The sequence below is a fragment of the Dactylosporangium thailandense genome (genome assembly GCF_059739745.1).
In genome coordinates this window covers 10934069-10953448 of record NZ_AP029195.1, presented here as the reverse complement: position 1 = coordinate 10953448, position 19380 = coordinate 10934069, and the positions used below count along the sequence as shown (strand labels likewise).

Sequence of the window (19380 nt, the reverse complement as noted above, 5' to 3'; positions counted from 1 at the left end):
ATGGAGATGAGCGAATGTGCATGCGTGACTTGCACGCGCGAATGTGAGCGAACGTGCGGTGCGCTCCGTTCCGGGGATCGGTTGACGTTGCTCGCTGTCGTGGTGGGCATCGAGCGTGCTGGAAGGCGTTCGTCACGCGGTGTTTGGCTCAAGCGCCCGCATGTCGCTCATGAGAGTGGATGGCCCCGCGCCCAAGGGCTGAATGATTCCGGCCGGGGACGTAGAGTCGCGGCATGACCGCACTTCTCGCCAGCGGCCGCGACGCGGATATCTATGCGCTCGACGAGCGGCGAGTGCTCCGGCGGTACCGCCGCGGCGGGGATGTCGCGGCGGAGGCGGCAATCATGCGATACGTCTCCGACCATGGATATCCCGTTCCGCGCATCTACCAGGCCGAGGGCGCCGACCTGGTCATGGAGCGCCTCGACGGGCCCACGATGCTGCAGGCCCTCGGCGACGGCACCCTCGACCTCAAGGCGGGCGCCACCGTGCTGGCCGATCTGCTCGAACGGCTACACAAAGTGCGCGTTCGCTCAGCCACCGACCCCGGTACGCGCATACTCCACCTCGATCTGCACCCCGAGAACGTGGTCATGACCGAGGGCGGCCCGGTCGTCATCGACTGGCGCAACAGCTGCGAGGGGCCACCGGAACTGGACGTGGCGATGACGGCGCTCATCATCGCCACGGTCGCGGTGCTGCCCGGGCACGAGTTCGCCGAGCGGGCCGAGGCATTCCTGGACACGCTCCTGAGCTGTACTCGCGACAACCCCCTCTCCCAGCTCGAAGCGGCCGTGCACCGGCGCTCCGCCGACGCCAACGTCACCGCTGACGAGAAGGTCCACCTGCACGAGGCCAAGCTCCTGGTCACCACCGCCGCGCGCGCCCACTTCTGAGCCGGCCGAACGGCGCACGGCGACTCTGCGCATCGCGGGTGTCGATCGGAACTGTTCCACCGCACACAGCCGCGGACAGGGCGCGACCCCGCCGCGGCGGCCAGGGCGGCCGCACGAGGGCCGGGGGTCGAGGCGGTGCGGAGGCGAGGGCGAATAACCCGATCAGGGCGGCGTACCGGGTTCGGGGTGGCGCCACGCTTTCCCTCATGGAAGAACTCTTCGTCCGGCAGGTGGACATCGGCGTGGCCGACATGGACATCTGCGTCGATGACCGGCTCACCACCACCCGGGTCGTCGTTGAGCGCGCCACGGCTACCGACCGCCGTGGTGGACGTGAGCGCGAACTCCTCCTCGTGTACGGGGCCGCCGAGACGCGGGCCGTGGCCGATGCCCTGCACCGAGCCTCCGAGATGGCGGCTGGTTGAGTCGGTCGGCCGCGTCGCAGGGGGGAGGCGGCGCGCCGGCGAACGGACGAAGGCCAACGGCGGATCACCAGCTCGCAACGCCGGAGAGCAGCACACACCCGGTCCCGACCAGCGAGCCGCGCCCGGCCGCCACCCGCGAGCGCCGTCACACTGTTGAGCGCTCAACTAACGCGCTACTCTTCAAACATGAACGAGCTTCCCCTTCTCGAACGGCACCTCGCGGTGGCCGTGCCGGCCAGTCGCGAGCAGCGGATGTGGGCGCCCGAGGATGGGGCGCTGCCCAGCCTGTACATCAGCCATGGCGCGCCGCCGCTGCTCGAGGACGCCGAGTGGATGCGCCAGCTGCACGAATGGGCGCTCGCGCTGCCCAAGCCGACGGCGATTCTCATCGTGAGCGCGCACTGGGAGCAGGCGCCGCTGAGCGTTTCGGCCACGGCCGCCCACACGCCGCTGGTGTACGACTTCGGCGGCTTCAAGCCCGTGTTCTGGACGCTGCAGTACAACACGCCGGACGCCACCGAGCTCGCGAGCAAGGTCGCGGCGCTCATGCCCGACTCGGAGCCACTGCACGAGCACCGCAGCCGCGGGCTCGATCACGGGGCCTGGGTACCGCTCATGACGATGTACCCGCTCGGCGACGTCCCGGTGCTGCAGCTCAGCCTGCCCACCCACGACCCCGACCGGCTGCTCGAGCTCGGGCGCCGGCTCCGGCCGCTGCGCCAGGAGGGCGTGCTCGTCATCGGCTCCGGGTTCATGACCCACGGGCTGCCGTTCCTCACGCGGGAGCACTGGACCGGCCACGGTACCCCGCCGGGCTGGTCGGCCGACTTCGACGCCTGGGCCGCCGACGCGCTCGCCCGCGGGGATGTCGACACGCTGAGCCGGTACGCCAGCCAGGCCCCGGGCATGCCCTTCGCGCACCCGACGGCCGAGCACTACACGCCGTTGTTCGTCACGCTCGGGGCCGCGGACCAGCCCGACGCCCCGGTGCGGTCGGTGATCGACGGCTACTTCATGGGCCTGTCGAAGCGTTCGCTCCAGACGGCGTAGCGCCAGGGAGCGGGCGCTATGCGGCCAGGCGGTTGCCGATCTTCTCGCGGGTCCGCACCGGCAACGCGTCGGCCGGGAGGAGCCGGGGCAGCAGCTCCGGCTCGGCGGTCAGCGCGCGGAAGGCGAGGCCGATCGTGACGTCGTGGGGCGGGGTGTGCACCACGCGCACCTCGTCGCCGGCCCGGACCGAGCCGGGGTGGATGACGCGGAGGTAGGCGCCGGGGATGGCGCGCCGGGTGAAGGTCTTGATCCAGCCCCGCTCCCCCAGCCAGCCGGCGAACGTGCGGCACGGGATGCGCGGGGCGGACACCTCGAGCACGGCCGTGTCGCCCACGAGCCAGCGCTCGCCGATCCGCGCGCCGGTCACGTCCAGGCCGGACGTGGTCAGGTTCTCGCCGAAGACGCCGCCGGGCAGGTCGCGGCCCAGTTCCCCGGCCCAGGTGTCGAGGTCCTCGCGGGCGTAGGCGTAGACGGCCTGGTCCGGGCCGCCGTGGTGGCGGGTGTCGCAGACGCGGTCGCCCGCCACGCCCGTCTCCTGCGTCCCGCGCGGGCCGGGCACGAAGATCGCCACCGGGCCGTCGACGGGTCGCTTGTCGATGCCCGTGTGCGACACGTCGGAGTGCTCGGTGCGCACGGGCGTGCCGACGTTGACGGAGAGCAGGTAGGCCACCCGGTCAACCTAGCGGGTGACGCGCCGCGGCCGCGCCGTCATTTCGGGCACACAACGACGGCCGGCCCGATGTCCGGGACCGGCCGTCGTCGATGTGCGAGTTAGGGGAAGTTGACCAGGTACACGTTGTTGGTGGTCGAGTTCGCCGCCGCCCCCGTGTTGTTGATGACGTGGCTGATGGTGCCGACCCCGCCGAGCGAGACGACCGCCATGTTGTGGAACTTCACGCCCGCCGCCGCCGGGACCTCGAACGCGCGGGCCGAGACCACGGAGTTGTTGACGTTGAAGAAGCAGTAGCTGCCCAGGCCCCAGGCCTCGAAGGTGGTGACCCCCGACGCCACCTTGATGGCCGGGTACCCCTGCGTCGAGCCGTTCATCCAGGCCGCCTGGTTCGGCGGGTCGTAGGGCATCTCGTTCTGGAAGAAGATGATCCGGCCGTTGGCGCCGTTCCAGACCACCTCGTTCTTCTGGTAGTGCTCCACGAACAGGCCGGTCGCCAGGACGTTGTCGCCGTTGACGGTGAGGCCGTTGTCGGCGGTGTTCACCGTCCAGCCGATGCCGCTGCCGTGGTCGGCGCGCCAGGCCCAGGTGTGGTCGATGATCGTGTTGTTGGTGTTGACCACCAGGCTGTTCGTGGCCTTGCCGGCGACCATGCCGCCGATGCGGAAGAACACGTCCTGGACCGTGGTCGGGTTGCCCGCGTGGGACACGGCCGACTTGGCCGGGCCGACCTTGAGCAGGGTGTCGCTGTTGGTGGTGCCGGCGTCGAAGAGCAGGCCCTTGAGCCGCACGCCGTCGACGTCGGCGACGTCCATCGCGTTGACGCCGCCGTCGGGGATGATCGTCGGGTAGCCGATGCCGAGGACGACCGTGTTGGCCTTGGTCACGTGCAGCGTCTGGTTGACGTGGTAGACGCCGGGCGTGAAGAAGACGTTGCAGCCGTTGGCGAGGGCCGTGTTGATCGTCGCGGCGGAGTCGCTCGGCTTGGCGACGAAGAAGGTGCTCATCGGCACCGAGGTGCCGGGGGTCGAGCCGCCGGCCCAGCTCGCGCCGGACGCGTTGGTGCGCAGCGAGGGCAGGAACACGCGGTACTTGCCGCTGCCGTCGATGTAGAGGTAGGGCACGTCCCGCGAGATCGGGGTCGTGGCCAGGGTCGTGTAGCGGGGACCGGCGGACGGGTTGGTGTTGAAGTTGTTCGCCGGGGCGCCGTTGACGCCGGAGAAGACCATGTTCCAGTTGGAACCGCTCCAGCTGCCCAGAGTGCTGTCCTTGGTGTACCACTGCTGCTGCGACGCCGACTCGACGTTGCCGTCCACTTTGGAGTCGGAGATGTAGCCGCCGCTGGCCCAGCCGTAGCTGGCCGGGAACAGGTTGAGCCCGCCGATGACGTGCATGCGGCGATACGGCGCGGCCTGCGCGACGGCCCAGCGGTTGGTCCCGCCGAGGGTGTTGACCGAGAGGTTCTCCGCCGAGCGCCAGAAGTTCTGGGTGGCGTTGCCCGCGTCGCTCGCGTTGAAGGCGTCGACGGTGACGGCGCCGTTGATGCGCGTGTCGTCGGGGTTCTGGCCCAGGCCGAGGATCGAGGTGTTGAAGCCGATGTTCGCGCCGACCGCGTACGGGGTGGTGCTCGGCTTGAACACCAGGGCGTCGCGGCGGGTCCCGAACTGCGCGGACTGGGTGTCCTTCTGCGCGTTGAAGACCGAGTCCAGCGACGCCTGGATGGCCGCGTCGCTCATCGAGTGGTCGTAGATGTGCACGTTCGGGCCGAAGTCCGGCGTGTCGGAGTACGTGGGGCAGGTGCCCGTCGGCGGCGTCGTCGTGGTGATGGAGAACTTCTGGGCGCCGGTGCCGTTGCAGTCCCAGATCTGCAGGCGGGTGCCGTTGGCGGTGGCCCCGCTCGGCGAGTCCATGCACCGGCCGGACTGCGGGTTCTTCATCGAGCCGTCGGCCTGCGCGACCCACTGCTGGGCGCCCGTGCCGTTGCAGTCCCACAGCTGCAGCTTCGTGCCGTTGGCGGTGCCGCCGCTGACCACGTCGAGGCACCGGCCGATCGCGGTCAGCGCGGTGCCGCTCCAGGTCCAGTGCTGGTCGGCGGCCGCGGCCTGGCAGTCCCACAGCTGGGCCGCGGTGCCGTTCACGCCGGTGTCGTCGCCGGAGATGTCCACGCACTTGCCGCCGGGACCGATGATCGGGTTGCCGGTGACGGCGGCGGAGGCCGACCCGATGACGCCGGCGAGGCCGAACGCGACAACGGTCAATGTCGTCCCGGCCAGCAGAACATTGCGTAGGGCGCGAGATCTGGAACTCATGGGCTGCCTGCTTTCGAGGTTGCCGGCCGGGCGCGATCCATGGCGGTGAGAGCGCTCTCAGCGAGTAGATGAAGTGTTACGTCGATGTGACCCCGCAGTCAAGAGCCCGGAAAATCGCCGTCCGGAGAGCGCTCTCTCAAGCCCATGGCTCGGGTCCGCGGTGGTGGCGGACCGTCGCTCCCGCCAGACACCGCTCGGCGCTGGCGCGCCGTCGCTGCCAGGTCCGCGGGTGGTCGCGCCGCCCTGATATCAGCCTTGGTAGCGTGCGCCGCATGCGGACGCGGTACGTGTCATGGGACGAGGCGGTCGAGCTCTTCGAGCGGCGCGGGCTGCCCGAGTCCTCGTACGAGAACCTTTACAACGAGGAGTACATCCTCGTGACCGGCCCCGACCTGGTCATCGACGGCGACCTGCGCCTGACCGGCCACGCCGGGGACCACCCCTTCGCCGCGGACACGCCCGAGGCGGCAACGGGATACATCGTCGACGGCGACCTGACCGTACGCGGCAACCTCTTCGACGAGGACGACGGCGCCGCGGCCCTCGTGGTCCTGGGCAGCCTGAAGGCCCGCGACATCTTCCTGTGGTGCGACCCCAAGCTCATCGTCCTCGGCGACGTGCACGCGGACCTGTTCGCCGGCGAGATGACCGACAAGCTCGTCATGCTGCACGGCGACCTGCGCACCCGGGCGGTGGTCCTCGACGACGAGTTCGAGCCCGACCTGGTGCGGGGCGCGGTCCACGGTCGCCTGGTGGCCCCGTCCTACGTCGAGCTCACCGCCGAGGACCCGGACCCCGACGCCCCACTGAGCGACATCCTGGTGGCGGAGGTGCTGAAGAAGAACGGCCGGAAGCCGGACGTCGAAGCCCTGCGCGACCACGTCCACAGCGGCCGCCCGGTCCTCGTCACCCGGAGCGCTTGAGCCTGCGCCACCCTCCGGCGCGGTTGTTCGCGATGATCTGGCGGAACATCACGAGCAGGGGGCCGGCGGGCACCTCCCCGCCCTCGCGCACGGCGACGGTCCGGGCGGTCGAGTTCCCGTGGCCCGCCGTGATGATGCCGTCGGGGTCCGGGACAATCGCCCCGTCGTAGAGGAACACGTTGACGTGCGTCTTCGCGGCCAGCAGCGCGCAGACGTTGCCGTCGAGCACGAAGTACGGCTGGACCGTGCGCTTGATCGTCTCCGTCACCTGCGGATCGGCCTCGTGGACGAGGTCCCGGACCCGGCAGCAGATCACCCGCTGCCACTCGGGCAGCGCGTCGATGTACGCGTCCACGCGCGGGTCCCGCTCGTAGGTCACAGCGGCTCGTCCGACGACTCGTACGTCAACGCGGTTCGTCCGACGACTCGTAGGTCACAGCGGCTCGTCCGACGAATAGCACGCGGTCGCGATGTTGATGCGCAGCGTGTCGGCGCCCTCCGGGGCGATCGAGATCTTGACCCGGTCGGGCGTGATCGCGTTCAGGGAGGCGTCGGCCCCGGGCGGCGCGACCGTGTACTGCGCGCCGCTGTAGTGCTCGCGCAGCTTCTGCAGGGCGGCGGCCTGCTGGTCGGCGGGGACGGGCACGTCCCCGTACGTGATCGCGGTGAACGTGTGCGGGCCCTCGCACGGCGCCAGGCTGCTCGTCGGCGGGCCGGCCAGCGCCGCGCCCAGGGCCGTGACGGCCTCGGTGCGGTACTTGTCCGCGAGCGCCTGCGCATCCGCGTGCGCCATGGCGACCACGGTCCCGGCCGACGGCTCGCCGGCGGGCGCGGGAGTGCTCTTGTCGTCGTTCGAGCAGCCGGCCAGCACGGCGGCGGCCAGGACCAGGCTCAGGATGCGCCTCACTGCACACTCCCAGAGAACGTCGGCGGCAACGTGATCAAGCTAGGTCGTACACGGTCGTCGGAATGTCGCGGTCACACAGCCGGGCGATGATCAGCGGCTCGATGCGCTCCCACCGGCCGCCGGCCAGGCCGGCTCCGATGCGCGGCATGTGCACCGACGCGCCGAGGCGGCCGGCGTGGCCGGCGAGCGCGTCGAGGCAGCGGTCGACGGCGTCGTACCGGATCGGCGGTCCCTTGGAGCCGGTGCGCATCCCGTGCTGTCCGATCATGTTCGCGACCCAGGTGTCGGGCCGCACCTGGACGACACGGACCGCCCCGAGCCCGAAGTCGTTCCGGGCCCGCTCGCGGTGCCAGGCGCGATAGTCCCGCTCCGGCTCGGGCCAGCGGCGCGACACGGCCACGACGAAACCCTTGCCCCAGCCGCCGAGGTCGTTGCACACATGCGCAATGATCTTGGGCCCAGCGGCCTGCGGGCTGGTCGCGTCGCCCTGGACGTAGCTCAGCGGTACCACGCCAGCAACGTACCCGTGATCATCCCGTCGCGCTGGTTTCAGGATGTGACGTGTCGCGGCAGAACCAGAGCGAACGCGCGCGGGAAGCCCAGCGGCTCCAGCCGCCGCGCCGCCACGTCCGCGACCGGAATCGAGGCCACCACGCCCCGGGCCGGGTTGAAGCACTCCAGCACCCCGTCGCGGTGCCCCACGATCAGCACCCAGTGGCGCGGGATCGCGGCGCCGATGAGCATCGCCACCGGCCAGTCGCACTCCACCGCCGCGATCGCCGCCGCCAGGTCGCCGCGGAAGAGCCGCCACCCGTAGCGCACGCCCAGCGCCGCCGTGTGCGCGGAGATGATCCCGGCCACACCCCACGGGGTGGTGCCGAGCTTGCGGGGCCACAGGCGGTTGGCGGCGGCGTGGATGCGGTGCTGCTCCTCGCCCGCGTCCGTGACGGTCGCGCCGTAGGAGGGGTCCAGGGCCGCGGAGGCCACCATCGCGACCGTGGGGCCACAGGTGAAGCCGTCGGTCTGCCGTACGAACGCGTAATCGGGCACGGCAGTAGACAATAGGGAACCGTCAGCCCCGGCGGAGGAGCCGTCCCACGGCCGCCATCATCTCCGTGGCCATCTCCTCGCCCTTGCCGTCCTGGGCGCCGTTGTGCATACAGTGCCGGGCGTGGTCGTCGAGCAGCCCGAGCGCCACCTTGTCCAGGGCGGCCTGGATGGCGCTGATCTGGGTGAGCACGTCGATGCAGTACCGATCCTCGTCGACCATCTTCTCCACGCCGCGCACCTGGCCCTCGATGCGGCGCAGGCGGCTCTGGAGCTGGTCCTTGGTGGCGGTGTACCCACGCGGCGTCGGGCTGGTCATGCCCACCAGCATACCCGCGCGCGGTAACCCCCCAGGGGTATCTAGACCGCGAGGGTCAGCTTGTCCGGGAGCACCACGCAGATGCGGCAGCGGGCCTCGTACGCGTACGTGCCGTCGTCCGGCAGCGCCGTCGACGGCGCGAGCTCCCGGATCATCGGCTCGCCGCGCTCGAGCACCTGCGTGTACACGGCCGAGAACGAGCGGCAGCGATCGCACACCGCGCGCCGGTAGGTGACGCTCGCGGGCCCGAGCTCCAGCAGCGCCCGCACCGGCGCGAACAGCTCACCGCGGTGGTCGAGGTCGATGCCGGCCGCCACCACGCGCGTGCCGCGCTCGAGCAGCCGGCGCACGACGAGCATGTCGGCGAGCGTGAACATGTGCACCTCGTCGATGCCGACGACGTCGAGCTCCTCGTCCAGCGCCGAGGCCAGCGAGGTCGCCTTGACGGTCGCGAGCGCGGCGCCGCTGCGCGAGACGACACCGGCGTCGCGCACGTGGCGCGCGCTCTGGAACACGCGGTGGCGCGCGTCCGTGTACTGCAGCGGCGAGAGCAGGCTCACCAACTCCAGCGACTTGCCGCTCTTCATCGGGCCGAGGATGACGGTCAGATCCACGGCGACACGGTACGCCTCTCCGACTGTAGGAATTTTCACCCTAGGTTGCGACCTTCGCCGGGAAGGGGCATGTTTGAGTGATGCAGGTCGTCCCGCCGCCCAGCCGTTTGCGGCGACGCGTGCGACGACTCGCGCTGGCTGTCTGCGCGCTGATCATCGGCGCCGGCTTCACCCCCGCCCTACCGTCCACAGTGGAGCCCGCCCGCCCCGCGCCGGTGTCGCTGAACGCCACCGCGCCCGCGGCGCCCGAGCCGGAGTCCACAGTGGACGAGGCGCGGCCGGCCGTCCCTCTCGCCCACGCCGAGCCCGTCCTCGCCGACGGCTCGAGCCCGCTGCTCACCGGCCGCCACGTGGGTGTCGTGGCGGGCCGGGCACCACCAGCGCACCCGGTATGAGACGAACCCCTCCCTGACCGGTCTCGCCATCCGAGGTGCCCCCCACCATGCAGAACTTCTCGCACGGCATGCAGGAAGCCCTGGCCATCTGGCTGGCCCTGCTCGCCGCCGTCATCATCACGTTCCTGATCATGACGCTGATCTCCCGCCGCGGCTCCGGCGGACCGTCCTGGTGGAGCCGCCTGCGCAAGGCGATCCGCGACCCCGAGGCCGCGCGCGAGAAGCAGGCCAAGCTCGAACGCAGCGCCAAGGAGATCGAAGAGCTGCAGCGGTACTGCGCCGAGATCGCCATCGCCGCCGAGCGCGCCAACGCCATGGCCGAGCGCCGGCGGGGCGAGTGGGAGGCGGCCCAGCGGACCCAGGACGCCGCGTGGCGTGCGTTCGAGGAGTCGGAGGGGGCCGTGCACCGCCTCCGCCGCGCGAACGCGTTCCCGGTGACCGAGGACGACCCGGAGAACCGCCGCCGCGACCTCGTCCGCATGGTCAACGCCGCGCACGACCGCGGCGAGATCACGGCCTCGGACCTGGCCGACGCGCTCATGCACCGCAACGGGTGGGACCCGCAGGCGCACCCGTTCGCGCAGCAGCTCATGCTGCGCAAGGTCATTCGGGACCGGAAGTTCAACGCGTACCAGGAGGCGTCCGAGATCGAGCGCCAGACCGCGAAGGCCGCGGACATGGCCGCGGCCGCGAAGCGGAGCCTGGACGACGAGGCCTTCGACGCCGAGCTGCGCCTGCGCAAGGCGACCGCGGTCGCGCCCGAGCAGTCGGCGCCGGCCTTCCACGCGGCGCCCGCCCGCCCCTGAATCGCGCCTCGACCCCGGTTTCGCTTTTCAAGGTCAAGTTCGCTCGACCAGGCGTAACGTATGCGTAACATTGCGTGATCTCGGGGGCCGGTCATGGGCATTGAGCTGTCGATCGTTGCGGGCCAGTGTTATGCGTCATCCAGCGTCAACGCCCACGGGCAGGACCGCCATCCGACGAGCGCGTCGGAGGTGGAGCTGTTCGGCCTCGGCGACGAGGGCCTGACCGAGGCCGTGGCCGCATGCCTGGGCCGCGCGCCGGATCGGGTCCAGATCGACGGCCTGCTGCACGGCACGCACGGCTGGACGCCGGTCACCACGACGCTGCGCGTGGCGAGCGCCTCGATCACCGGGGTCGGCTCCGAGCCGGTGGAGCTGCCGATCGAGGACGCGCCGCGGCTGGTCGCCACCGCGGCCCACCTGTGGTCCCCGAACGGCGGGGTGGTGGCGGCGGAGCACCTGCGGTACGACATCGAAGTCCCGAACGCCCAGCGCCTCACCTATGAGCACGCGTGGGGCGCCGACACCATCGAGTCGGCGAGCACGGCCCTGGCGGACGGCGCCCGGGGCGACACCCTGCTGGCCCTGCGGCTGGACCTGGGCGTGCGCATCGTCTACGACGCCTACTTGAGCGGCGACGTGGCGGTACTGTTCCGCGACGGCCACGAGGGCCACCGCGTCTGGGGCGTGGACATCGGCACCGTCATGGCCGCCGGCGCCCTGCCGAACGGCAGGAACTTCGCCGAGAACGTGAGCATCCGCTACTTGGCCGGCGCCCGGGTGGTCCACGCTGGCCCGGGCGGCACCCGGTCGACCTTCAGCGGCCCCGGCATCCGAGCCGGCGAGGACCTGGCCCTCATCCACGCCTAGGTTGACGCCCTGCGGTGCGGGTTCGCCGGGCTTGGAGCAAGACGCCGCTGGTGTTGATGCGGAAGCGGGCCATGGGGATGCCCACGTGGGCTGCCCCGGCGCCGGCTTCGGCTTTACATCCTCGTCGCATGGCGCTACCCGTTCGCGGAGTCGAGGCTATCGGCGTCGGCGCGATCCTGTACAACGCCACGCTCGAATGCCGGTGGTTGTCCTCTGACTGCCGCCGGCATTCGGTTTCCGTTAACCCAGGTCGTGTTGGGCGACGACCTGGCCGTCACGCGTGATCGTCACCCGGGTTCGGGGCCCGCTGATGATCCGCTGGACGAATTCGCCTACGGGGTCGTTGACGCCGTAGGGGAGATCGGGGCCGGGGACCGACGGGACCAAGACGGTCCAGCCGGGCGCCGCCAGGTCGAAGGCCACCCAAGCGTCGGACAGGTTGACAACCACGCCGAGGTCGTAGACGCCGGTCTCCTCCGGCTCAGCCGTCTCTGCCCGCCGGATTAGCGGCGTCGTGGCGTTGAATGCGGTGCCGGAGGCGGTGAACCAGCCGATTCGCTTCTGGCCGTGCGAATCCTGGGCGGCGGCGACCACGACGACCGGTTCAGAGCCCTTTCCGGCGAAGTTTCGGCCGGCGTACAGGACACGGATTTGCTGATAGCCGACGTTCCAAGTCCGGATTACCGCTGGCAGCACGTTCGTGTCCGCGGCTAAGTCGCCGCGCGGCGGCCAAGCTGCCGGCGGCGCGGCCACCGGGCGGTCAATCGCCGGCTTTGACGCGAAGGGCCGGACAGCCAAGGTTGCCGCACCAGCGCCGATGGCGAGGGCGGCCGCCGCCACGAGGAAGATACGCCGCCGTTGCCGTGCGCGGCCCTCGCCGATCGCCGACGCCACCGGATCGTGAGGCGGTGGGCAGCTGTCCGCCGGTCCCCGCAGGAGTTCATTGAGTCGCAAATCTTTGCTCCGCTATGAGTCCGGCCGGACGCGCACCTTATCGTCGGTGATTGCTACCACCGAACTGAATCACTGACTGTTGGCGAGAGGTCCATTGACCTCCAACCTTCGCAGACTGGAGGCCCCTGAATCCGTGCCCGGCGTCTGCAGCAAACACAAGCCTAGGTGATCGCTGGTGGTAGACGCGTTCCGCTGGCCGACGATGGTGAGCCCGATGACCTTTTTGCGGCCACCCGCACACGCCCCGGCGGACGACCGGGCCAGCTGTGACCCGCTCACTGGATGGCGGGCGGTGTCGCTGGCGTTCCAGTGAAACACGGCATCGGAGCGTCTTCCGGTGGCTGGGCGAACGAGGACTACCGCCCGATGCCGGCTCACGTGATCAGGAACCCGATCTAAGCCGCGTCATGCCGGATCAAGCACAAGAGGGATACGTCAAGAAGGCGGATCTTGATCCGCCCAATTTCGCCCGACCGCAAGACGCCGTTGAATGGTGTCTCGGCAAACCGTTGAGCCAATTCGACGGCAAGCATTGTCGGGCTCAAGTAGGGGCGCCCTTCACATCCCCCCGCTCTTCGGCGATGCGACGCTGAGCCAGATCACCCCGCCGAAGGTCCGAAGACCTACCGATCCGGCGCACCCCCTGCCGTATCGATTGCGACCCGCGACCAGGTGTTCGCCATCGTCGCCAGCATCCAGCCGCGCTACCGGATGCTCGTGCTGCTGGCGACCTTCGCGCAACTGCGCTTCGGCGAGCTGGTCGCGCAGCGGCGGCGCAGCATCGACCTGGAGGCGATGGAGCCGCGGGCGACCGTGGAGATGGAGGACGGCACGCAGGTCGACGACGACCCGAAAGTCCGAAGCGGGCAAGCGCCCCATCAGCCTGCCGCGCGGGCTGCGGGCCGACATCGAGCAGCACCTGACCGACTGGGCCGAGCCCGGCCCGATGGGCGGCGTCCCCCGCCGCCGCACCTTCCACCGCATCTGGCGGACGGCGCTCAAGAAGGCGGGCACCCGGACGGCCAGGATCTACTAGCACGCGACCCGTGACCGCGATCACGCCATCGCCGCCGCCCTGGACGCCCTTTTGGAGGACGCCACCGACCGGCTCACGGCGTGATCCGGCACGACGACCGATTAGGCCCTGAAACGAGCGACGCCCTGGTTCCCCGCGTAATGCGGTGACCAGGGCGTTAGCCGCACTTCCCGATGGGTGGAGCCGAGGGGACTCGAACCCCTGACCCCCACACTGCCAGTGTGGTGCGCTACCAGCTGCGCCACGGCCCCATCATGCTGTGCTTCGCTCTCGCGGGCACTCACGGAATAGTACACATACCCGGGGTGGGGGTCACATCGGGTATCCCTAGTTCTGCGTCGGGTCCGCCGGATAGTGGGCCACCGCGGCCATCAGCCCGCCCTGCCGGCGCAGGACCATCTGCCACAGGTCGTCGGGGCGCGGCGCGAAGGCGTCGCTGGGCAGGGCGTCGAAGACGAACCAGGAGCCGCCCTCGATCTCGCGCTCCAGCTGGCCCGGGGACCAGCCCGCGTAGCCGGCGAAGACGCGGACGCCGAGGACGCCGGCCACCAGGAGGTCCGGGTCGCCCGAGAGGTCGACGGTGCCGACCGCGCCCGAGACGCGGTTGAAGCCGGCTAAGTCCTCTACGCCGGGGCGGGTGCGGGCCAGGCAGATCGCGGCCTCGGGCTGGACCGGGCCGCCCTCGAAGACGACCGGGGGCTCACCCGCGAGGGCGCCCCATCCGCCGAGCACGTCGGCCACTTGGACCTCGGTGGCGCGATTGAGCACGACGCCGAGCGCGCCGCCCTCCTCGTGCGCGACGACCAGCACGACGGTGCGCTCGAAGTTCGGGTCGCGGAGCGCGGGGGTCGCCACCAGCAGCCGCCCGGTCAACGACTCCATCGCCCTCCCTCGACGCTGCCTGGACGTGCCCCGGCCGGTGCCGGAATTTCTCGGTCTCGGTGACCCGCGTCCCGTGGGGGGCTCACCCAGTTCGCCCGGCATCGACATCAGTCCCACCAGCAGACAAGGAAGCGGGGTGCGAGGGTCATGTCTCGCACCATAGCCTGACCCGCGCGTCCCGGTTAGGGTCTGTTCCGTGACCTCACTCGCGGACGTCGCCGTGATCGGCGGATCGGGGCTCTACGCACTCCTCGACGACGCCGAGGAACACGTGGTCGACACGCCGTATGGCCCACCGTCCGACCCGATCACGGTCGCCACGGTGGGTGGGCGGCGCGCCGCTTTTCTTCCCCGGCACGGAAAGGATCACCGGTTTCCGCCGCATCGGATTCCCTATCGGGCGAACCTGTGGGCGCTCAAGGAGATCGGCGTGTCGCAGGTGCTGGCGCCGTGCGCGGTGGGCGGGCTGCGGCCGGAGCTGGGGCCGGGCACGTTCGTGGTGCCGGACCAGCTCATCGACCGGACCTCGGGGCGGGTGCAGACGTTCTACGACGAGGGCGCGGTGCACGTGAACTTCGCCGACCCGTACTGCGCGACCGGGCGTGACGTCGTGAAGAAGGTCGCGGGCGAGCACGGGATCGCGGCCGGGGACGGCACGATGGTGGTCGTGGAGGGGCCGCGGTTCTCCACGCGGGCCGAGTCGCGGTGGTTCACGGCGATCGGCGGCGCCGTGGTGAACATGACCGGGCACCCCGAGGCGGTGCTGGCCCGGGAGCTGGCGCTCTGCTACACCTCGATCGCCCTGGTCACCGACCTCGACGCCGGGGTGGAGGGCGAGCACGGGGTCACCCAGGAGGAGGTCTTCCGGGTCTTCGGGGAGAACACCGAGCGGCTCCGGCGGGTCCTGCTCGACGTCATCCCGCGACTGCCGGAGCGGCCGGACGATCCGTGCCGGCACGCCCTGGACGGTCTGCGCTAGGCAGCCGCACGACGAACCGGCAGCCGTCGCCCACGTTGGCCGCGGCGACGGTGCCCTGATGGGCCTCGACCAGGCCGCGCACGATGGCCAGGCCCAGTCCTCCGCCCGCGCTTTTCTCCGGTGTACGCGCCGGAGCCCCCCGGAACGCCACGTCGAACACCCTGGGCAGGTCGGCCTCGGGAATGCCGCCGCAGGTGTCGCTGACCGCGAGCCAGCCCCCGGCGTCGTCCTGCCCGCCGGTGACGGTCACGGTGCCGTCGGGCGGCGTGTACCGGATCGCGTTGCGGATGAGGTTGTTCACGACCCGCGAGAGCTCCGGCATCGAGCCGCGCACCACCGGCCAGCCCGTCGAGGGCTCGGCGACGATGCTGATGTGCCCGGCGGTGGCCAGGGGCTCGGCGGAGGCGATGGCGTCGGAGACCACGTCGCCGAGCGGCACGTCGGCCACGGCCAGCCGCAGGGCGCCGGCGTTGATTCGGGACAGCTCGAACAGGTCGTCGACGAGCGCGGCCATGCGGTCGGTCTCGGCGCTGATGCGGCGGTGGTACTCGGCGACCGTCTCGGGATCGGACACGACCCCGTCGTCGAGCGCCTCGGCCATCGCGCGCAGCCCGGCCAGGGGCGTGCGCAGGTCGTGCGACACCCAGGCGACGAGCTCGCGGCGGCGCGCCTCGGCCTCCCGCTCCCAGGTGCTGGCCCGGGCCAGGCGGCGGCCGGACCAGAGTCCGACGGCGAGCGAGACGGTGGCCGCGGTGCCGACGACGATGAGCAGCACGTGCAGGTCGTGGTCGGAGATGAACATGCGCATGGCGGCGCTGAGGATGCCGGCGAGCACGCTGAGCACCGAGACGAGCAGGATGACCACGAAGTGCGCGGTCACCGAGCGGTGGCGCAGCGCCCGCAGCGCGGCCAGGCCCGCGAGGGCGACGAGCAGCGAGCCGCTCAGCGCCATCAGGAAGGTGTTGAGGACGTCACGCATATTCGTACCGGTACCCGACGCCCCACACCGTGAGGATCCGCTTCGGCTCGGCCGGATCGTCCTCGACCTTCTCCCGCAGGCGTCGCATGTGGACGGTGACGGTGGACTGGTCGCCGAAGGTCCAGCCCCACACCTGCTCCAGCAGCTCCGCCCGGCGCAGCACCCGGCCCGGGTTGCGCATGAGGAACACCAGCAGGTCGAACTCGCGCACGGTCAGCGCGAGCTCCTTGCCCCGCCGGGTCGCGATCCGCCGCGCGACGTCGACGCGCAGGTCGCCGTCGGCCAGCTCGCCGGCCGCCGGGGCGGGGGCCGCGCGGCGCAGCACCGACTGCACGCGCAGGACCAGCTCGCGCGGGGAGAACGGCTTGGTGACGTAGTCGTCGGCGCCGACCTCGAGCCCGAGCACCCGGTCGGACTCCTCGCCGAGCGCGGTCAGCATGATGATGGGCAGGCCCGGGTCCTGTGCCCGCAGCCGCCGGCACACCTCGAGCCCGTCGAGGCCGGGCAGCATGAGGTCGAGCACCACGAGGTCGGGGCGCTCGCGGCGGTACTCCTCCAGAGCCCCCGGCCCGTCCCCGGCCAGCGTGACGCCGTAGTCGGCCCGCTCCAGGTATCGCCTGACGACATCGCTGACGGTCGGGTCGTCATCGACGACCAGCACACGCTGCCCCATCGCTCGACTGTAGAGCGGTCAGGTCTCGCCGCCGAGGTCTGTCTCGTACGCCTCGTGGAGCAGGTCCGCGCCCCGCTGCCGGTGCTGCCACACCTCGCGGATGAGCCGGTCGGCGTCGCGCCGCACGGCCTCCGCCGGGTGCCGGCCGGACAGCCGCCCCTCGAGCTCGTCCAGGGCGTTCCACACCGAACGGTGGTCGCCGACGAGGGTGCTGAGGTACGGCGCCAGCCGCGGCGCGTCGTCCAGCACCTCCGCGTAGAGCCCGCTGGGCCCCTCCGTCTCCTCCACGTGGACCGCGAACGCCTCCTTGAGCTGCGCCACCGCGTGACTCACCCGGGTCCCGAACGCCGGGTCGCCGACCGGGGTCTGGATGGCGTGTTGCATGCCCTGAATGCCGCCGAGCAGTTCCATGCCGCACCTCCCGCCCACTCCATAATGTGACGCGGGACACACTGCTGTCCAGCTCAGAGGGTGGGGATCTCCTCGCTCGCAGCGGTCTCGGCCTCGGTCATGCGCGTGAGCCAGGCGTTGACGACGGCCAGCTCATCCGCGGTGAACCCGCCGGACAGGCGGGCCTCGACGGCCCGGACGGACGGCAGCGCCTCGCCGAGCCGCGCCCGCCCGGCCTCGGTCAGGAAGATCTGCTGCGACCGCCGGTCGGACGGGTGCTGGCGGCGCTCGACCAGCCCGGCCCGCTCCAGGCCGGCGAGCATCTCGTTGGCCGACTGGCGGGCGGTGGAGACCTTGCGGGCCACGTCGGCCACGGACATCCCCGGCGCCTCGTCGAGCAGCATCAGCGACGCGAACTGCGCCACCGACAGCTCATGCGGGACCAGCGCCTCGGCGACGACCCCGCGCAGGGCGAGCCAGGCGTGGCGGACGAGGAAGGTCGAGCAGGCGTCGCTGGGGTTCACCCACTCATTGTGCGCCCGGGCGCTATTGACAGGAACCTGTCATTCCGGGAGTGTGGCCGTTATGACCGTCAGGGACCTGTCAATGAATCTACCGCGGCAGCGCCGAGTGCTGTCCGTGCTCGTCTTCGCCGCGGTCCTCATCTGGATCGACACGACCATCCTCGGCATCGCCCTGGAGCGCATCGCGGACCCGCGCACCGGCCTCGGGGCCACGCCGGGCCAGCTCCAGTGGGCGGTCGGCTCCTACGCCCTGCTCTTCGCCACAGCGCTCTTCGCCGCCGGCGCGCTCGGCGACCGGTACGGCCACCGCACGATCCTGATCCTCGGCCTCGCCTGCTTCGGCGCCGCCTCGATCTGGGCCGCCTGGGCGGGCGACGCGACCGGCCTGATCCTGGCCCGCGGCCTGATGGGCCTCGGCGGCGCGATGATGATGCCGACGTCCATGGCGATCATCGGCGCCACGTTCCCGCCCGAGCGCCGGGCCGGGGCGATCGCCGCGTGGTCGGCCTCCAGTGGCGTCGGCGTCGCGCTCGGCCCGCTGCTCGGCGGCGTGCTCGTGGACCACTTCTGGTGGGGCTCGGTCTTCCTGGTCAACCTGCCCGTCGTGGGGCTCGCGCTGGCGGGGATCGCGTGGGCGGTACCGAATCCGAAGCTCGCACAGCGGCGCCGCCCGGACCCGATCGGCCTGCTGCTGTCCACGGCCGGCCTGGCGTCCCTCGCCTACGGCCTCATCGAGGCCGGCCAGGACACCGACTGGACCAGGGGCCGGGTGTGGGGCCCGGTCGTGCTCGGCCTGGCCCTGCTCGCGCTGTTCACCGTCTTCGAGTGGCGCGCGCCGGAGCCGTCGTTCGACCCGCGCCTGTTCCGCAACGGCCGCTTCAGCGCCGGCAACATCGCCCTCGCCGCGCTGTTCTTCGCCATCACCGGCCAGATGTTCTACGGCAACTTCTATCTCCAGGGCGCCCGCGGCATGAGCGCCCTCGCCACCGGCCTGGCCTTCCTGCCCGGCGCCCTGGGCGTGGCGGTCGGCTCCGGCCTGGGCGCGAGGCTCGCGAAGCGGCACGGGGTGGCCCTGGTCAGCGGCGGCGGCCTGCTCGTCGTGGCCGCCGCGTTCCTGGCCAACCTGGCCTTCGACGTGGACACCCCGCTGGTCTGGTTCTGCGTCGTCGGCCTGGTCAGCGGCACCGCCATGGGCATGACGATCGCCCCGACCGTGGCCGCCGTCATCGCCGTGCTGCCCCTGGACCGCATGGGCGCCGGCTCGGCCGTGAACAACACCGTCCGGCAGGTCGGCAGCGTGCTGGGCATCGCGCTGCTGGGCACGGTGCTCACCACGACCTACCGCGACCGCATCGCCCCGGCCCTGGCCGGCCTCCCGCCCGCGGCCCGCACCGCGGCGGCCCCGTCGGCCGAGCACACCCGCGCGGTGGCCGACGCCCTGCACCGCCCGGACCTGGCCACGCGGGCGAACGACGCCTTCATCGCCGCGATGCACACCACGGCGGCGACCGCCGCGCTGGTCGCCTTCCTGGGCGCGGTCCTGCTGCTGCTCGCCTTTCGCGCCCGTCGCGACAACGGCGCGCGCCCCCGCCGCGAGCAGCAGCCCCAGGCCGGCGGCGAGCAGCGGCAGCCCGATGCCGATCGGGAACGCCGTGACGTCGTCGAGGCTGTCCCGCTCGGGAATCGTGGCGAAGCCGGCGGCGACGAGCGCTAGCGCGGTCGTGCGTCATGACTC

24 protein-coding genes and 1 tRNA gene are annotated in these 19380 nt (G+C 71.4%); 10 read left to right on the top strand and 15 right to left on the bottom strand.

Features of this window, described 5'->3' with window-relative positions:
- Positions 1-233: 233 nt before the first annotated feature.
- The 3 genes from AC6JBM_RS49065 (at position 234) to AC6JBM_RS49055 (ending at position 2371) form a co-directional block, all read left to right on the top strand.
- Positions 234-896, top strand: coding sequence for a phosphotransferase (locus AC6JBM_RS49065; protein WP_497980428.1), 663 nt, complete (start codon positions 234-236; stop codon positions 894-896).
- A gap of 206 nt (positions 897-1102) precedes the next feature.
- Positions 1103-1321, top strand: a complete 219-nt coding sequence (locus AC6JBM_RS49060; RefSeq protein ID WP_497980427.1) for a hypothetical protein — start codon at positions 1103-1105, stop codon at positions 1319-1321.
- Between the two features lie 186 nt (positions 1322-1507).
- Positions 1508-2371, top strand: coding sequence for a dioxygenase family protein (locus tag AC6JBM_RS49055; protein WP_497980426.1), 864 nt, complete (start codon positions 1508-1510; stop codon positions 2369-2371).
- 16 nt (positions 2372-2387) lie between these two features.
- Here AC6JBM_RS49055 and AC6JBM_RS49050 read toward each other — a convergent pair whose 3' ends face one another.
- Both AC6JBM_RS49050 and AC6JBM_RS49045 read right to left on the bottom strand, forming a co-directional pair.
- The gene (locus AC6JBM_RS49050; RefSeq protein WP_497980425.1) at positions 2388-3041 is read right to left on the bottom strand and encodes an MOSC domain-containing protein; all 654 of its coding nucleotides are present in this window, start codon (positions 3039-3041) and stop codon (positions 2388-2390) included.
- A gap of 101 nt (positions 3042-3142) precedes the next feature.
- The gene (locus AC6JBM_RS49045; RefSeq protein WP_497980424.1) at positions 3143-5350 is read right to left on the bottom strand and encodes a pectate lyase-like domain-containing protein; all 2208 of its coding nucleotides are present in this window, start codon (positions 5348-5350) and stop codon (positions 3143-3145) included.
- Between the two features lie 272 nt (positions 5351-5622).
- On the opposite strand from AC6JBM_RS49045, the gene AC6JBM_RS49040 reads away from it, so the two are divergent.
- Positions 5623-6273 (top strand): hypothetical protein, encoded by a 651-nt coding sequence (locus tag AC6JBM_RS49040; RefSeq protein ID WP_497980423.1) that lies wholly within the window; start codon positions 5623-5625, stop codon positions 6271-6273.
- Here the strand turns inward: AC6JBM_RS49040 and AC6JBM_RS49035 are convergent.
- The 6 genes from AC6JBM_RS49035 to AC6JBM_RS49010 are packed head-to-tail and all read right to left on the bottom strand — an operon-like array spanning position 6257 to position 9160.
- Complete coding sequence (locus AC6JBM_RS49035; RefSeq protein WP_497980422.1) at positions 6257-6652, bottom strand: DUF1801 domain-containing protein; 396 nt, start codon at positions 6650-6652, stop codon at positions 6257-6259. The two genes, AC6JBM_RS49040 and AC6JBM_RS49035, sit on opposite strands and share 17 nt — an antisense overlap.
- A 54-nt stretch (positions 6653-6706) precedes the next feature.
- Positions 6707-7180, bottom strand: a complete 474-nt coding sequence (locus AC6JBM_RS49030) for a lipoprotein (RefSeq protein WP_497980421.1) — start codon at positions 7178-7180, stop codon at positions 6707-6709.
- Between the two features lie 34 nt (positions 7181-7214).
- Positions 7215-7691 carry a macro domain-containing protein gene (locus tag AC6JBM_RS49025; protein ID WP_497980420.1) on the bottom strand — a complete coding sequence of 159 codons (477 nt, stop codon included), beginning with the start codon at positions 7689-7691 and terminating at the stop codon, positions 7215-7217.
- A gap of 38 nt (positions 7692-7729) precedes the next feature.
- On the bottom strand, positions 7730-8230 hold the full coding sequence (locus tag AC6JBM_RS49020) for a hypothetical protein (RefSeq protein WP_497980419.1): 501 nt from the start codon (positions 8228-8230) through the stop codon (positions 7730-7732).
- 22 nt (positions 8231-8252) lie between these two features.
- Entirely contained in the window at positions 8253-8546 is a 294-nt protein-coding gene (locus AC6JBM_RS49015) for a metal-sensitive transcriptional regulator (RefSeq protein ID WP_350615938.1), read from the bottom strand.
- Positions 8547-8587: 41 nt separating this feature from the next.
- Positions 8588-9160, bottom strand: a complete 573-nt coding sequence (locus AC6JBM_RS49010) for a thymidine kinase (RefSeq protein ID WP_497980418.1) — start codon at positions 9158-9160, stop codon at positions 8588-8590.
- Positions 9161-9279: 119 nt separating this feature from the next.
- On the opposite strand from AC6JBM_RS49010, the gene AC6JBM_RS49005 reads away from it, so the two are divergent.
- The 3 genes from AC6JBM_RS49005 (at position 9280) to AC6JBM_RS48995 (ending at position 11228) form a co-directional block, all read left to right on the top strand.
- Positions 9280-9555 (top strand): hypothetical protein, encoded by a 276-nt coding sequence (locus AC6JBM_RS49005; protein ID WP_497980417.1) that lies wholly within the window; start codon positions 9280-9282, stop codon positions 9553-9555.
- A gap of 47 nt (positions 9556-9602) precedes the next feature.
- On the top strand, positions 9603-10361 hold the full coding sequence (locus tag AC6JBM_RS49000) for a hypothetical protein (RefSeq protein ID WP_497980416.1): 759 nt from the start codon (positions 9603-9605) through the stop codon (positions 10359-10361).
- A 93-nt stretch (positions 10362-10454) separates the two neighbouring features.
- On the top strand, positions 10455-11228 hold the full coding sequence (locus tag AC6JBM_RS48995; protein ID WP_497980415.1) for a hypothetical protein: 774 nt from the start codon (positions 10455-10457) through the stop codon (positions 11226-11228).
- 240 nt (positions 11229-11468) lie between these two features.
- Here the strand turns inward: AC6JBM_RS48995 and AC6JBM_RS48990 are convergent, their stop codons facing one another.
- Positions 11469-12122: a hypothetical protein gene (locus AC6JBM_RS48990; RefSeq protein WP_497980414.1), complete on the bottom strand. Its 654-nt coding sequence runs from the start codon at positions 12120-12122 to the stop codon at positions 11469-11471.
- A 732-nt stretch (positions 12123-12854) separates the two neighbouring features.
- Between AC6JBM_RS48990 and AC6JBM_RS48985 the strand changes: the two genes are divergently transcribed.
- Positions 12855-13232: a hypothetical protein gene (locus AC6JBM_RS48985; protein ID WP_497980413.1), complete on the top strand. Its 378-nt coding sequence runs from the start codon at positions 12855-12857 to the stop codon at positions 13230-13232.
- 164 nt (positions 13233-13396) lie between these two features.
- Here AC6JBM_RS48985 and AC6JBM_RS48980 read toward each other — a convergent pair.
- Both AC6JBM_RS48980 and AC6JBM_RS48975 read right to left on the bottom strand, forming a co-directional pair.
- Positions 13397-13469: transfer RNA gene (locus AC6JBM_RS48980), tRNA-Ala, on the bottom strand.
- Between the two features lie 76 nt (positions 13470-13545).
- Complete coding sequence (locus tag AC6JBM_RS48975; RefSeq protein ID WP_344619484.1) at positions 13546-14100, bottom strand: YqgE/AlgH family protein; 555 nt, start codon at positions 14098-14100, stop codon at positions 13546-13548.
- A 220-nt stretch (positions 14101-14320) separates the two neighbouring features.
- Between AC6JBM_RS48975 and AC6JBM_RS48970 the strand changes: the two genes are divergently transcribed.
- Positions 14321-15079: an S-methyl-5'-thioadenosine phosphorylase gene (locus tag AC6JBM_RS48970; protein ID WP_497986707.1), complete on the top strand. Its 759-nt coding sequence runs from the start codon at positions 14321-14323 to the stop codon at positions 15077-15079.
- On the opposite strand, the gene AC6JBM_RS48965 is transcribed toward AC6JBM_RS48970, so the two are convergent.
- The 4 genes from AC6JBM_RS48965 to AC6JBM_RS48950 are packed head-to-tail and all read right to left on the bottom strand — an operon-like array spanning position 15015 to position 17645.
- Positions 15015-16058, bottom strand: coding sequence for a sensor histidine kinase (locus tag AC6JBM_RS48965; RefSeq protein ID WP_350612132.1), 1044 nt, complete (start codon positions 16056-16058; stop codon positions 15015-15017). The two genes, AC6JBM_RS48970 and AC6JBM_RS48965, sit on opposite strands and share 65 nt — an antisense overlap.
- A complete protein-coding gene (locus tag AC6JBM_RS48960; protein ID WP_350612131.1) occupies positions 16051-16731 on the bottom strand; it encodes a response regulator transcription factor in 681 nt (226 codons plus the stop codon). Before AC6JBM_RS48960 ends, AC6JBM_RS48965 begins: the two co-directional genes overlap by 8 nt.
- Positions 16732-16749: 18 nt before the next feature.
- A complete protein-coding gene (locus tag AC6JBM_RS48955; protein ID WP_350612130.1) occupies positions 16750-17142 on the bottom strand; it encodes a hypothetical protein in 393 nt (130 codons plus the stop codon).
- Positions 17143-17195: 53 nt separating this feature from the next.
- Complete coding sequence (locus AC6JBM_RS48950; protein WP_497980412.1) at positions 17196-17645, bottom strand: MarR family winged helix-turn-helix transcriptional regulator; 450 nt, start codon at positions 17643-17645, stop codon at positions 17196-17198.
- 82 nt (positions 17646-17727) lie between these two features.
- Between AC6JBM_RS48950 and AC6JBM_RS48945 the strand changes: the two genes are divergently transcribed.
- Entirely contained in the window at positions 17728-19359 is a 1632-nt protein-coding gene (locus tag AC6JBM_RS48945) for an MFS transporter (protein WP_497980411.1), read from the top strand.
- Positions 19360-19380: the final 21 nt, after the last annotated feature.

Coding starts and splice junctions, on each gene's coding strand:
- AC6JBM_RS48945 (WP_497980411.1), top strand. CDS start 17,728: ATGAATCTACCGCGGCAGCGCCGAGTGCTGTCCGTGCTCGTCTTCGCC.
- AC6JBM_RS49000 (WP_497980416.1), top strand. CDS start 9,603: ATGCAGAACTTCTCGCACGGCATGCAGGAAGCCCTGGCCATCTGGCTG.
- AC6JBM_RS48975 (WP_344619484.1), bottom strand. CDS start 14,100: ATGGAGTCGTTGACCGGGCGGCTGCTGGTGGCGACCCCCGCGCTCCGC.
- AC6JBM_RS49015 (WP_350615938.1), bottom strand. CDS start 8,546: ATGACCAGCCCGACGCCGCGTGGGTACACCGCCACCAAGGACCAGCTC.
- AC6JBM_RS48955 (WP_350612130.1), bottom strand. CDS start 17,142: ATGGAACTGCTCGGCGGCATTCAGGGCATGCAACACGCCATCCAGACC.
- AC6JBM_RS49045 (WP_497980424.1), bottom strand. CDS start 5,350: ATGAGTTCCAGATCTCGCGCCCTACGCAATGTTCTGCTGGCCGGGACG.
- AC6JBM_RS49040 (WP_497980423.1), top strand. CDS start 5,623: ATGCGGACGCGGTACGTGTCATGGGACGAGGCGGTCGAGCTCTTCGAG.
- AC6JBM_RS49065 (WP_497980428.1), top strand. CDS start 234: ATGACCGCACTTCTCGCCAGCGGCCGCGACGCGGATATCTATGCGCTC.
- AC6JBM_RS48965 (WP_350612132.1), bottom strand. CDS start 16,058: ATGCGTGACGTCCTCAACACCTTCCTGATGGCGCTGAGCGGCTCGCTG.
- AC6JBM_RS48960 (WP_350612131.1), bottom strand. CDS start 16,731: ATGGGGCAGCGTGTGCTGGTCGTCGATGACGACCCGACCGTCAGCGAT.
- AC6JBM_RS49060 (WP_497980427.1), top strand. CDS start 1,103: ATGGAAGAACTCTTCGTCCGGCAGGTGGACATCGGCGTGGCCGACATG.
- AC6JBM_RS48995 (WP_497980415.1), top strand. CDS start 10,455: ATGGGCATTGAGCTGTCGATCGTTGCGGGCCAGTGTTATGCGTCATCC.
- AC6JBM_RS49055 (WP_497980426.1), top strand. CDS start 1,508: ATGAACGAGCTTCCCCTTCTCGAACGGCACCTCGCGGTGGCCGTGCCG.